Genomic DNA, 12985 nt, shown 5'->3' with positions numbered 1-12985 from the left:
GCTTAGAAGACGCGGTCGGCCACGTTCACGCGGGTGGCCGACTCCAGTGCGGACCGGGCCTTCTCCGTGGGGGTTGTGCCGGGGGCCGAGCTCATCAGCTGGTCCTCGGGTGTGCTGGGATCCGCGAGGTAGAGGCGGGTATAGCCCGCGGAGTCCGGCTCAAACCGCCAGCTTTCGGCGAGGGTGCCGGCGTCCACGGCGTCGTAGCCCAACGCGTCAATGAGTGCCGCCGCCTCTGCCTTGGCCGCACCGTCGTCGGAGGCGATGGGCAGGGCGGAGCGGTCCGCGGCGCCGCTGGGGCGGGCAAGAAGCGGAATGTGGTGCGCCAGGATGTTATTGAACGCCTTGACGTACTGCGCTCCGGGAAGCCAGCTCTGCACCAGTTCACTGGTGGTGACGGTGCTGTCATCGAGTGCAGCGATGCGTCCGTCCCGGGACGGGTAGTAATTGCTGGTGTCCAGGACGATTTTCCCGTCCAGCAAGCCGGCCGGAAGCTCGGAAACCGCTTTGAGCGGAATGGACAGTACGACGGCGTCGCCGAGTTTCGCAGCGTCTTCCACCGTTCCGGCCGTGGCCAACGGCCCAAGCTCCGCGACCAGGTCTGAGAGCGTCTCTGGTCCCCGCGAGTTGGCGATAACAACGTTCATGCCCGCGGCAACCGCCAGCCGGGCGACGGCCGATCCGATGTTTCCGCTTCCGATGATTCCCAGTGTTGCCATTACATATTCCTTCGATAGTGTTCAGCTGGACAGACCGCGGTGTCCTGCGTCTGTCCCTAGGGGAGCCAACAGCCCCGGCTGTGCTGGAATTCCCTTGGGAGTTGAGGCCCCTGCGGGTGCTTCCGCCCGGTGGAAGTGCTAGGCGAAGCGTGCCCCGGCGGACATTGCGAGGTTTCGGGCTCCGGTGAAATGCTCGGCCGTTCCGACCCGGTTCAGCAGCCGCGCCGCGCGGACCATAAGGTTTCCCCGCCGACGGCGGCCTGCGTCGTAGCGCTGCAGACCGGCGGCAACGTCGGGAGCCGAGGTGAGTGCATCGATCAGGGCAACCGCGTCCAGAAGTGCCTCGCAGGCGCCGCGGCCAAGGTTCGGGGCCATGCCGTGCGCCGCGTCGCCCAGCAGTGCCATGTTGCCGAAAATGTAGGACGGGAGCGGCGGGACGTCGAACAGTTCCCGGTAATCTATCGGGCTTCCGTCCAGTTTCCCCAGGACCCGGACGACGTCCGGATGCCACCCGCGGTAGAGGCTGCGCAGCAGGTCTGCCCCCTGGACGCCGATAGCGTCCGGGGAGCCCAGCGCGGGAAGGTCTGTGGAACGGAGGCAGGCAAACCAGTTGGTGCTACCGGCATCGAGCGGGGTAATGCCGAACAGGCGGCCGGGCCCCCACGTCTCGCTGACTCCACCGGCCGGGCCGGGGACAACGCCGCGAAAGGCCACTGTTCCCAGCGCCCGGGGCGATATTCCGTTGCAGGCGGTGCGCAGGCGGCTGAAGATTCCGTCGGCGGCCACAACAACATCGGCAGGGGGCAGGGCTGAGGGCCCTGCGACCGGTGAATTCCATTCGATAACCCCGGCGGGCAAATCCGCGGCCAGCGCGTCGAGCAGGACGGTGCGTGGGACCAGGCGGGCTGTCCGGCTGCGGCGCATGGCTGCGATCTGGCTGCCGTCGGGTTTCAGGATCCGCGCGCCGTGCTCTTCCACCGAACCGCTGCGGACTGCGTCCCCGGCTCCCAACGCGTCGAGGGCTCGCATCGCCTCGGGCCACATGGCCAGTGCCGTTCCGCTGGCGGGCAGGTTTGCGCCGCGTTCGAGCACCTGGACCGACCATCCTGCCCGGAGCAGCCCGCGCGCAACGGCGGTTCCTGCGATACCCGCTCCGACGACCAGTGCTGAACCGCGCATGGCCTCTCCTCCTCGATGGTCCGGTTTTAGACGCACTTGAGCCGGCGTTGCGGACCGGCAGGAACCTCGGCGCGGATCCCGTCGTCGATGCTCACCAGCCCGCCGGTCAGTACGATGCCCATGATTCCCGTCTTGCGCACCACTTTTCCTTCGCTGTCGCGGGGCAGCACCGCTTTAAGCAGCCCGGTCTGGAAGCGGTCAATCTGCCGGCAGGGATTCCGCAGGCCGGTTACCTGGACGACGGCGTCGGGTCCTATGCGCAGGAGTGTTCCCGCGGGCAGGTTAAGGAGATCGATGCCGCGGGTGGTGATGTTTTCCCCGAGGTCGCCGGGACGCACCTCGAAGCCGTCCTGCGCCAGTTCATCGAACAGTTCCGCCTGGATCAGGTGCACTTGCCGCAGGTTGGGTTCCGTGGGATGGAACCGCTTTCTAAACACATGCTGCACCGTGGTACCGGAATGCGCGTCTCCGTCAATGCCCAGCCCTTCCACCAGCAGCACCGATTCCACCCGGTCCTTGCTGAAGTTGTGCTTGCTGCTTCGGCTGACGGAGGGCACCCTCGAATCCGTTGTTGAGGCGCTGCCCGCAGCTTCACTCTCTTGGCTGACAGGTTTGTTCGCGGCCGCTGGAGTGCTGCTGGACGTCATGTGATGGATCATTCCATGATTCGGCACGGTGCCTCCATATTCTGCAGAGGGTATGGACTAGAAATCCGCGGCCAGATGCCGATTGCGTCCCTCAATGAGCTTCTTCAGGTAGCGCGCCAGCACCAGTTTCTCCACTGCCCGCCCGACGACGCCGAACGGTGCCTCGAACTCGATCCGGTCAACGATGGTGGTGCCGGCGGCATCCTCGCTGAAATCGTGGACGTGCCGGAACCGCCAGAACGGGCCTCGGATCTGCTCATCGACGAAGCGGTCCGGCGGCTCCATCTCCGTGACCCGGCTCGTCATCCGCAACGGAACTCCGAAGTGCCAGGCCCGCCAGGTGACTTCCTCGCCCTTGGAGATGAGGCCGGACGTTACGCCCCCGACCGCCTCTTCGCGGGACCGCGCCATCGAATCCTTGTGGACGTCAATACTCCGGGCCCGGTCGAACAGCTCCTGGATCGGCAGAGCTGTCCGAGTGGTGCACTCAAAGTAAACGGTCATGGTTCGAGTATGCAGCCCTGGGCTAACTCGATTCCATCTCACCCGCAGTAGCGCGGACGTAGCTCTCGAGCACGGATTGCAGCTCGCCGGCCGCACGGTTCACGACGTCGATCTCGTCAGGCGCGAACGCCGCAAGGGCGCCGTCGAGCTCCTGGGCCAAGGGCTGGAAGAAGGCGTCGGCGGCGTCGTTGATCGACTTTGTGGAGCGCAGCGTCACGACGCGTCGGTCGGTGTGCTCCCGTGTCCGGCTGATGAAGCCCGCCTCCTCCAGGCGTGCCAGCAGGATCGACGTCGCGCCCGGGGACAGCCCGATGCGCGCCGCAAGACTGGCGGGGGTGAGCGGCCGGTCCTGGTCTTCGTGTTCAATGATCTGCACAACCGCCGCGGCGTCGGTGGAATGCATGTGGTTACTGCGTGCGAACAGGCGGACGAGTTCGTTCTGCGCCGCGGTGAAGGCCAGGAGGCTGGCGATGATCTGTTTCCGCTGGGTCGGGGCTCCGGCAACATCTGCCATCGCTGCACACTCACTTCCTGGATCGTTGATGCCCATAGTTTATTCGCAATATAGTTTTGCGTCAGGACTAAACTCTCTTTGCAAACAAATAGTTTTGTTGCATAATCATTTTGCAACAGCACAAGTTGAGGGGCCCGGCAGGTCTCCTCGTCACTACGAAGGAGATCGATCATGAAGCCCATAGTCATCATTGGAGCCGGCCTCGCAGGATTGACGCTCGCGCGCGTCCTGCACCTCAACGGCATCCCGGCGGCCGTGTACGAGGGGGAACCGTCGATAAACGCACGTACGCAGGGCGGCCAGCTCGACATTCACGACTTCAACGGCCAGGCTGCCCTCGAGCAGTGCCAGCTCATGGACGAATTCCGTTCAATCATCAACATGGGCGCCGAGGCCATGCGGTTCCTCGACTCTGCCGGGGAACTCGTCGGTGAGATCCCCGACCATGGCGAACTGACCAACCCCGAGGTACTGCGCGGCGAGCTGCGCCGCATCCTTGTGGAGTCGCTGCCGGACGGTGCCATCCAGTGGGGCCACAAAGTCGCATCGATCCACGGCAGCGGCACCAGCCACACCGTCGTCTTCGCCAACGGCTCATCGAGCGACGCGGATATCCTGATCGGCGCGGACGGCGCCTGGTCACGGGTCCGGTCCTACCTCAACGGCGCAGCCCCGGAATATCTCGGCACCCTTTGGGCGGAGACGTTCCTGCACGACGTCGAAGACCGCCACCCGGGCAGCGCGCAACTCGTGGGCCGGGGCGCGATGCTTGCGATGCAGCCCGGCCGGGGTATCTTCGGGCACCGTGAAGCGAACGACATCATCCACAGTTATGCCGTGCTCAAAAAGCCGCTGTCCTGGGCCGAAACGCTCGACCTCACGGATCGTGGCCGGGCACTGCAGATGATTGCCGACCAGCTCGGTGAAGGATGGTCGCCCGAACTGCGGCAACTGCTGACTGCCGGCGATACGGACCCCGTCATCCGTCCGATCTGGGGCCTCCCGCTCGGCCACACCTGGGACCGGATACCTGGAGTGATGCTCGTCGGCGACGCCGCGCATCTGACACCGCCGGACGGCGACGGCGCGAACTGGGCCCTGTACGACGGCGCGGAGCTGGGCAGGCTGATTGCAGCCTCACCGGATGACGTCGATGCCGCGTTCGATGCGTTCGCCGAGGAGATGCTGCCGCGCAGCGCCGCCTCATCCGAGGAGGGCTACCAGTCCTTCGAGAGCACCTTCGGCTACAACGCACCCGCCACCCTGCGGAACATGATGGCGGGCGCCAAAACCTACGGCCGCGAGTACCACGACTAGCCGGAGCAGCTGGCGGCGGCCATTTCAGAGCTGTCATACTATTTGCCGCTGAAGACCGGGAACCGGCTGGACCTGCCGTAGTCGCTGATGCGCAGGCGCCACAGGGCGCTGATGTCCTCGTCGGAAATGGTGAAGTCCACCTGGGCGTTCTCCCGCATATGGTCCGGATTGGCCGTCTTCGGCAACGGGACCGTGCCCATCTGCAGGGCGTAGCGGATGCACAGCTGCGGAACGGTCACCGAGTAGCGGGCTGCCATGTCGGCGACGTCGGTGTTCTCCAGGATCTCTCCGTGCGCAATGGGGGAGTAGGCCTCAATGAGGACGCCCTGCCCGGTGCAGTAGGAGAGGAGGTCATCCGGGGTGTTGCCCACATGGAACAGCACCTGGTTCACCTGCGGGGCCACCGTGCAGACCTCGATGATGTTCTCCAGGTCCGACTGTTCGAAGTTGGAGACGCCGATGGAGCGGAGCTTGCCCGCCTGCTGGGCTTCCTCCAGTGCCCGCCAGGCCTGCCGGTTGCCCTCGGCGTAGGTGCCGCCGCGCCAGTCGTTCCAGGGCTGGGGAGCATGGATCAGCATCAGGTCCAGATAGTCCAGGCCCATGGTGGCCAGGGACCCGTCGATGGCGGCCACGGCGCCGTCGTAGTCCTTGATCTCGGCGGCCAGCTTGCTGGAGACAAACAGCTCACCGCGGGGAACCCCGCCCGTGCGCACGCCCTCGCCTACCCCGTGCTCGTTGCCGTAGGCCTGCGCGGTGTCAATGTTCCGGTAGCCGATCTCGACGGCGTCCCGGACCGCTTGCGCCGCGGCGTCGTCGTCAATAAACCAGGTGCCCAGACCCAGCTTCGGAATGGGCTGGCCGTTGGCCAAGGTGTACGTGTCATCCAGGACCATGGTTCCTGCTCCTCACCGATCAGCGGAACACGCTCTTGCCTGCCATGGTCCCGCAGTCTGCGGGGAAGGGGACGCGCATTGAGGCGGGACGCGGCTCATCTGAGCGTATTCCGGCACGGGCCGGATGGACCCGGCCGGCGGCAAGTTTTTCCGGCTGCTGGCGGGCGTCGCGGCGGAGTGCTTGCCTGGGAAGGGGCGGGCCGGGCCTAAGGAGCGCACCATGACGGCACAGGATCCCCCTCCCCGTCAGCGTGGCGTCGAGAGCGCGGTAGCGGTACCGGTCAGGTGCCGGGTGAGCAGGTCGGCTGCCTTGTCCGCCTCCCGCGCCAGTGCTGCCCCTTCAAGCGCGCGGTGCTCGCCGGCTCCGTCGCGCTGCGGTGAAATTGCGGCCGACCAGCGCCGGGCGAGCTCAGTGGCGGTCCACATGCGTTCGAATGATTCCAGTAACACCTCGTTGCAACAGGCGTCCAGCAGTGTGCGGTGGAAATCGTGGTGCGCAGCCGCCCAGGCATCCGAGAAATAAGCGTCACCCTCGTGCTCATACGGTGGTGTGCCGGAGAGCCGATGATGGGCCGCCCGTACCCGGGCCTCCCAATCCAGATCGCCTCGCTCGATAGACATGCGCAGCATCGCGGGCTCGAAAATTGCTCTGGCCTGCGCCAGTTGCTGCCACCGGTCATCGCCGACTGTGGGGACCGCGAAACCGCGGTTCGGCAGCCGCTCGGCCAGACCCTCGCCCACAAGCCGCAATAGCGACTCCCGGGCGACGGCGAGGCTCACGCCGTGCTGGTCGGCCAACTCCTGGGGGCGGAGTGGCTGCCCGGGCCGAACGGCTCCGTGCAGCACCGATGCCCGTAGGAGCGAGTAGACGCGTTCGGAGGGCGCTTGGCGCTTGGCGTCGGCGGTGGGTGTCATCTCCCCATCATAGAGCTTCTTGCACATAATCGATTATTAACGCAATAATCGATAACCAAGCACGCCGACCACGGACAGGAACACCATGACCGAAAACAATCCATACTCCCGACTGCCGGAAGTTCCGACCTTTCCACTCTCCAGCGAGAACCTCAGCGACGGGCAGCCGCTGGCTCCCGCGCAGTGGTCGGGCATGTCCGGAGTGCCGGGCGGCCTCGATGCATCTCCGCAGCTTTCCTGGTCGGGCGCACCGGCAGAAACCAAGAGCTACGCGGTCACTGTCTATGACCCGGACGCGCCCACTGGGTCCGGGTTCTGGCACTGGGCAGTGGCCAACATCCCTGCCGGTTCGACAAGCATTCCGGAAGGAGCCGGCGACGACGACGGATCGCGCCTGCCTGAAGTCGCCGTGCAGCTTCCCAATGATGCGCGCGCAGCTCGGTTCATCGGGGCCGCCCCGCCCGCCGGCCACGGACGGCACCGCTACTTCATCACGGTAACGGCCCTCGACGTCGCCGAAATCGACGTCCCGGCCGAAGCCACTCCGGCAACCCTGGGCTTTCTGATGGCTGGGCACACTGTGGGCCGGGCCTGGCTTGTGGGAACCGCCGAGACTCCAGCGGTCTGATCATGATGCCGATAAACGGAGTACACCTGCCTCGGAATGACCGAGGAGGTACGCCCACAATCCTTATCACTGGCGCCACAGACGGACTCGGCAAGGCGCTGGCGTTCGAACTCTCCGGCCACAGCGGGATTCGGTTGGTCCTTCACGGTCGAAGCCCGGAGCGGCTGGACAAGCTGGAAAAGGAGCTGACCGGCGGTCCGGCGGACATCATCACCGTGCAGGGCGATTTCGCGGAGCTGGCACAGGTGGCCCGGCTCGCCGACAGGATCCGCGGCCTGACCGATGACATATCCGTTCTGATAAACAATGCCGGTGTCAGCGCCGGCCACGCCCGTCAGCTCAGCGCGGACGGCCACGAACTGTGTTTCGCGGTCAACCACCTTGCACCCTTCCTGCTGACAAAGCGCCTGCTGCCCCTATTGCGGGCGGGTGCGCCGGCCCGGGTGGTCAACGTGGCGTCTCTCAGTCAGACCTCTCTCGACTTTGACGACCTAACGATGGCTCACGGATACACCCGCCAGCGCGCGTACTCAGCGTCGAAACTCGCCTTGGTTATGGCGGGAATGGAACTGGCAGAACGTTACGACCCCGGAGTCCTCACCGTTAACAGCGTCCATCCCGGCACCTACATGCCGACAAAGATGCTTGATTCACCGGACCTCAGCATCGACAGCCTGGACACCGGTGTGCGGTCCACACTGCGGCTGGCCTTTGCCCCCGAGCTCGCGCACATCACAGGACGGTTTTTTGACCGCGGGACCGAAACGCACTCCCACCCCGATGCGTACCGGTCAGAGCTCCGCACGGAGCTATGGGACATCAGCAACCAACTTACGGCTGACTGACACGACGACGGCGGGCCCTCCACACTCGGGAGGGCCCGCCGTCGTTTGTTCGAGCTAGGAGGCGGCCGGTGCCAGCACCGGGTAGTCCGTGTAGCCGGCGGCGCCGTCGGTGTAGACGGTGGCCTGGTCGATCTCGTTCAGCGGGTGGTCCTCCTGCCAGCGGCGGGCCAGGTCCGGGTTGGCGATGACCGGGCGGCCGACGACGGCGGCGTCGGCCAGGTTCTCCTCCAGCAGCATGATGGCGTCCTCGCGGCTGGTGACCGTGCCGAAGCCGGTGTTCATCAGCACCGGGCCGCCGAAGCGGTGGCGCAGGTCCTGAATCATTGCGTCGGCCGGGTCGGCGTGCAGGATGGACAGGTAGGCCGGCTTCAGATCGGCGATGCCGTCCACCAGGGCGGTGTAGGTGGCGGTCACATCGGCACGGTCGGTTTCCAGCACGCCCTGGATGTTGTGCTCCGGGGAGATGCGGATGCCGGTGTGCTCGGCGCCGACGGCCTCGGCCACGGCGCGGAAGGCCTCGATGACCAGGCGGGCCCGGTTCTCCGGGGAGCCGCCGTAGTTGTCGGTGCGGGTGTTGGAGACGGGGGAGAGGAATTCCTGCAGCAGGTAGCCGTTGGCACCGTGCAGCTCGACGCCGTCGAACCCTGCCTTCATCGCGTTCTGCGCGGCGGAGACGAAGTCCTGCACGACGCCGGGGAGTTCGGCTTCGGTGAGGGCGTGCGGCACCGGGAAGGGCTGCTTGCCGTCGTAGGTGTGGGCCATGCCTTCGACCGCGATGGCGCTGGGGGCGACGACGGGGCGTCCGCCGTTAATGTTCTCGTGTGCAACGCGTCCGGAGTGCATCAGCTGGGCGACGATCCGGCCGCCGGCCTCGTGGACGGCATCGGTGACGCGCTTCCAGCCGGCGACGTGCTCCTCGGTGACCAGACCGGGCATCAGGGCGTTGCCCTGGCCGGTGAAGGAGGGGTAGATGCCGTCAGTGGTGATCAGGCCCATGGAGGCGCGCTGGCGGTAGTGCTCGACCATGATGTCGGTGGGCACGCCGTTGCGGTCGGCGCGTACGCGGGACATCGGTGCCATGACGAGGCGGTTGGGCAGTTCCATGGTGCCGACGGTGAGGGGGGTGAAGAGTTTCAAGTGGGGGTTCCTTCTGTTGCGTGCTCAGGGCGGATGCCAGGTGTCGGGTTGGCGTCTATCTAGCGATAACCGAACGAAAGGCCCCTTATATTCCGCGACATGGGCGAGGTCACACCGAATAGCCCCTACTTGTCACTGTCCGAAAGGAGGCCCTTTTCAGACACCGGCTGCATCGCCTGTGGGTGGTGTAAACCCCATGGGCACCAATGGGCTTGTTCAGAAAATCTGAGTGGTGCCTGTTCTACTAATGCGACACCCAAAGGGCAATAATGGGCGAGCTACGGGGGTCACACAGTGCTACGAGTAATTCCGTAGAGTTGGAATTAGATCTCTTTGGTAGTTTTCACCAGACGTCGACGGCCCGGCCGGATATCCTCAGTACAAAGGAATGTAGCTTCGCTCGGCTTCGGTGATTACTAACACGAGGGTACAGCTGGCCCAGGGAAGGGCATGCCGCCCCTGGGCCCTGTATGAAGCGACTCATATCACTGCGTATAGAGATACGTTTCCTCAATGGGTAGAAGCCTGGTGGGTTCGTCGATGAGAAGGGGTTTTCCGGCTTGACGCCGAATGCGTCCCGCAGCCAGTATCGTTCGAGCGGACCTCATCCACTCCAATGCTTCAGCTACCGCCGGCTCCCGAATTCGGGCATGGACCTCCACTCGCCTGCCGCTGCGAATGGTTTGGATAGAAACTTCCCCGAAGGCGTCACCCGGAAGGAACCTGACCTGGACGATCGGCCCAGTTACGGTCTCTTCCAAATGAATGCGAGTGGTCTTAAGGTGCCTTGCAGCCATCTCGAGAATCTCGACGGAATCATGTGAAATCTCGATGGTCTCGCGGAGCAGTGAAGATGGCGCTTTGACTCCTCCTGCCCAATTGAAGGTCGCAGAGAACGTATTCACGAACTCGCTAGAAACGACGTCGCTCAGAGCGCTAACAAATTCTAGGCTTACCCCCGCGGCGACCACATCGTTCACCTGTTGTGCCCGTGGTTCTACGCCCGGTTGGATCAGCCCGCGATCGACAGCACTCAGTGCTTCTGCAAATGTTCTCATCACTCGGCGTTCGGCTGGTTCAAATGCCGTGCGATATACCGACATGCCGTCGAAAGTGGGTGCTCGCGTCTCCTCTTCTTCCGGTCGAGGAAGCGGCATCAGAATAGGGATGATGTAGGACCCTTGAATGGTATGGCCAAGCCGCGCTTGTTTTGTCAGACGGTCTCCTATTAAGGAGTAACCGCCAGCAATGTGGGAGCGAGGTCTCTGCGACGTGGTTGCGCTTGCCCGAAGCATTCCCTTTGCTGAGGCTATGAGGCGGACCCCTGCATCAAGCGGGATGGAGCCCTCAATGACCACATCCTTAGCGGCACGCAACATAGCACTGTCGACGAACTGACTGCGTATCTCTCTTGCAACTTCGAGTGGCTGTCGGCCTAGAGCGGCAGCGGCCCGCTCGAGGACACTTCGCCATTCAAGGGAGTCCGGTTCCATTTCGTCCGCCACGCCTATCGACACGTCCCCCAAACGCCAGAAGGATCCAATCCGACCGGAGGACTCCTTCATAGCGCCATGTACGCGCAGGAAGTGGTGAATATCTTCAGCCAACGGGCTAAGCACTGGTTCCACCTCCAAGGGGTGTGAAAGCCGCAAGCACATCGTTGTGCCATTCAGCGAAGGTCTCTACCGTCAAACGTTGACTCTTGGGGATGGACAACGACTGGGTAAAAGGCTGATTGTCCACTCGGAGCCAGTAAGCGGCTGTCTTCTGCATCTGGGTACCAAGGGCGCTGTGAGATAGCCACAACTCTTTGTCCGGGGGAACAATCACGAGAACAAAGTAGACAGGTAGCTTGGACCGCTCCCACTGGCGTATCCAACCGGGGTCCGTACGCCATGAAGCTGTCCTACCTGAGAGCTGAAGCTGGCTGGTGCATTTCACTTGGAGACCCACGGATGCTTCAGCGAATTTGAGTTCTCCATCCACGGCTAGAACGTCCTCGTCAGGTGACGTTTCAGTGAACGCCAATCCGGCGTGGGCGCAGAGGGCCCGAACGTAGCTAACGCCATAGCGGGCCTTCTGGCCTTTATCCAGTAGGACACTGTATGGGCGAAAAGGGGGGAGTACTCCGCCTGGAGCAGGTGATGTGGGATTAGGCGTCATTTGAACGCCGCCCGACTGATCGTTTCGGAGTGATCACTGATTTCCTGCGTGTGTTGGTCTGGGTGAGAGTGATATCAATTCGCGCTAGATGTTGTGATCAAGGGGCGGTCTTGAGATATCCGTATGCATTCAAGATCTGTGCCGTGGTGGAACCATCGATGATCATGTATTTTGCCCTATAGTGCCGCGCCACCGCCTCCATCAGGTTGCGAACCTGCGCGTCGATTTCCCTGTGATGTTGAATGATGCCTATGTCTATAGGTTGCTGATAAAGGCGAAGACCTTGGTCGCCGTTTTTGCCCATCCCGCTGATCGTTAGCTTGCCAGGAAGGCCTGGACCTTTGAACGCAAATCCCGCTCGTATGTTTTTCCCGGATATAGTGAGGCGGTTCGTGTATAGGTCCGATGACTCGCCGCCCCAATCCTTCCCGACGTAGGGTTCGGAAATAATCTCCGCGAAGTGATTCTTGACCGTTTCTTCTGGCATGCTCTTCACTTCTTTAAGCATGCCGGGAGTGGGCGGGTCACATTCGGAGATGAGGCTGAATTGGTCGATCTCTCGAGGCCAAACCTCGCGGTGATCTGTGTAGTCGAACATGGGTGCGCCCTCAGAGGCAGGCCGGGCAACCATGTGCCCTATAAACCAGGGGGCGATTCGAACCTTTCTGATACTCCCCGTTTGCAGCACTTCAGCGATGCCCAGCATTGTGACACGGCGGTTACCAGATAGGAAATCTAGTCCCGTATCACCGACACAGCCTTCTGTGGCAAATTCTCCTTCGAGCTCAATATTCGTATTGACTCGGAAGGAAGCACGGAATCCCTTTCGTCGGTCATTGATCTTTCGAAAGTAGAACTGCTGACTGACCGTGATCAGTCTGGTGTCGCCCACGGTCGGTTCATCCATAAGCCAGATAGCAAGTTCGTCGGGGGAATTTCCGTACAGTTCGGCGACGATCCGTTCAGAGTGGGCATTGGCGGCACCCTTCCTCTCCATATCTGTCGGAAAGCTGTTCGCCCAAGCGTCCATGGCCTGCGCGTCCAAAACGGACAACCTCTGCCTCAACATTCTGGTGTGAACAAAGAATGCTTGGACGTGATATACGGTGTCTTCAGTCTTCATTTTTCGCCTATTCGCATGGATTCTAAGGGACACTATAATCGCATATGGGAACTCTGGAGCTCTGTACTGGTCCGCAGTTCCTGTAGGGCGGCTGTTTCCCTGGGGCCGCATGGCATGGCGCGGGTGCAACGAATCCAGAGAATCTTCGATGTTTATGCTCGTGTGAGACAGAGAGGATTCAGCTGGCTCCTCCAAATTGAAGGCCTTTTGGATGCCACACATATCAATTGGAGTAAGCGTTTGGGTCTAGGAAAGTATCCAATGCGCGACCAGCTTTCATAGAGCCGTGTTCTAGGCGTGAAGAGGTTTCAGCCTTTCGGAAGTGAGTACCTAGGTGGAATAGACCAACCCCTTGACGTGACCCGCGCCACATGTAACCCTGATCATATACGATTTCGTAC

General features: G+C 62.7%; 14 protein-coding genes. 3 read left to right on the top strand and 11 right to left on the bottom strand.

The window, feature by feature from the left end:
* Positions 1–2: 2 nt before the first annotated feature.
* The 5 genes from LOC57_RS03850 to LOC57_RS03830 all read right to left on the bottom strand — a co-directional run bounded on the left by LOC57_RS03850 (position 3) and on the right by LOC57_RS03830 (position 3599).
* Complete coding sequence (locus LOC57_RS03850) at positions 3–719, bottom strand: NADPH-dependent F420 reductase (RefSeq protein WP_229958205.1); 717 nt, start codon at positions 717–719, stop codon at positions 3–5.
* Positions 720–857: 138 nt separating this feature from the next.
* On the bottom strand, positions 858–1898 hold the full coding sequence (locus tag LOC57_RS03845) for an FAD-dependent monooxygenase (RefSeq protein ID WP_229958203.1): 1041 nt from the start codon (positions 1896–1898) through the stop codon (positions 858–860).
* A 26-nt stretch (positions 1899–1924) separates the two neighbouring features.
* Entirely contained in the window at positions 1925–2545 is a 621-nt protein-coding gene (locus tag LOC57_RS03840; protein ID WP_229958201.1) for an MOSC domain-containing protein, read from the bottom strand.
* A 57-nt stretch (positions 2546–2602) separates the two neighbouring features.
* A complete protein-coding gene (locus LOC57_RS03835) occupies positions 2603–3049 on the bottom strand; it encodes an SRPBCC family protein (RefSeq protein ID WP_229958199.1) in 447 nt (148 codons plus the stop codon).
* 22 nt (positions 3050–3071) lie between these two features.
* Complete coding sequence (locus tag LOC57_RS03830; protein ID WP_229958197.1) at positions 3072–3599, bottom strand: MarR family winged helix-turn-helix transcriptional regulator; 528 nt, start codon at positions 3597–3599, stop codon at positions 3072–3074.
* A gap of 135 nt (positions 3600–3734) precedes the next feature.
* Between LOC57_RS03830 and LOC57_RS03825 the strand changes: the two genes are divergently transcribed.
* Complete coding sequence (locus LOC57_RS03825; RefSeq protein ID WP_229958195.1) at positions 3735–4880, top strand: FAD-dependent oxidoreductase; 1146 nt, start codon at positions 3735–3737, stop codon at positions 4878–4880.
* A 38-nt stretch (positions 4881–4918) separates the two neighbouring features.
* Here LOC57_RS03825 and LOC57_RS03820 read toward each other — a convergent pair whose 3' ends face one another.
* Together LOC57_RS03820 and LOC57_RS03815 are read right to left on the bottom strand one after the other, a co-directional pair.
* Positions 4919–5773 carry an aldo/keto reductase gene (locus LOC57_RS03820; protein ID WP_229958193.1) on the bottom strand — a complete coding sequence of 285 codons (855 nt, stop codon included), beginning with the start codon at positions 5771–5773 and terminating at the stop codon, positions 4919–4921.
* 246 nt (positions 5774–6019) lie between these two features.
* Positions 6020–6688, bottom strand: a complete 669-nt coding sequence (locus tag LOC57_RS03815) for a GntR family transcriptional regulator (RefSeq protein ID WP_229958185.1) — start codon at positions 6686–6688, stop codon at positions 6020–6022.
* A gap of 85 nt (positions 6689–6773) precedes the next feature.
* Here LOC57_RS03815 and LOC57_RS03810 point away from each other — a divergent pair, with 85 nt between their 5' ends.
* Entirely contained in the window at positions 6774–7316 is a 543-nt protein-coding gene (locus LOC57_RS03810) for a YbhB/YbcL family Raf kinase inhibitor-like protein (RefSeq protein ID WP_229958184.1), read from the top strand.
* 2 nt (positions 7317–7318) lie between these two features.
* Complete coding sequence (locus tag LOC57_RS03805) at positions 7319–8161, top strand: SDR family NAD(P)-dependent oxidoreductase (protein WP_331460630.1); 843 nt, start codon at positions 7319–7321, stop codon at positions 8159–8161.
* Positions 8162–8215: 54 nt separating this feature from the next.
* Here the strand turns inward: LOC57_RS03805 and LOC57_RS03800 are convergent, their stop codons facing one another.
* From LOC57_RS03800 to LOC57_RS03790, 4 genes are all read right to left on the bottom strand, one after another.
* Positions 8216–9298, bottom strand: a complete 1083-nt coding sequence (locus LOC57_RS03800; RefSeq protein WP_269440249.1) for an alkene reductase — start codon at positions 9296–9298, stop codon at positions 8216–8218.
* A gap of 485 nt (positions 9299–9783) precedes the next feature.
* On the bottom strand, positions 9784–10917 hold the full coding sequence (locus LOC57_RS03795; RefSeq protein WP_229958182.1) for a hypothetical protein: 1134 nt from the start codon (positions 10915–10917) through the stop codon (positions 9784–9786).
* On the bottom strand, positions 10910–11461 hold the full coding sequence (locus tag LOC57_RS16580) for a DUF4365 domain-containing protein (RefSeq protein ID WP_442860703.1): 552 nt from the start codon (positions 11459–11461) through the stop codon (positions 10910–10912). Before LOC57_RS16580 ends, LOC57_RS03795 begins: the two co-directional genes overlap by 8 nt.
* Positions 11462–11558: 97 nt before the next feature.
* Positions 11559–12584 (bottom strand): hypothetical protein, encoded by a 1026-nt coding sequence (locus LOC57_RS03790; RefSeq protein ID WP_229958180.1) that lies wholly within the window; start codon positions 12582–12584, stop codon positions 11559–11561.
* Between the last annotated feature and the right edge of the window lie 401 nt (positions 12585–12985).

Origin of the sequence: Arthrobacter sp. zg-Y750, from assembly GCF_020907365.1 — a bacterium.
Taxonomy (GTDB): domain Bacteria; phylum Actinomycetota; class Actinomycetes; order Actinomycetales; family Micrococcaceae; genus Arthrobacter_B.
The sequence above is the reverse complement of the archived record's forward strand: the minus strand, read 5'-3'. Positions and strand labels throughout refer to the sequence as shown.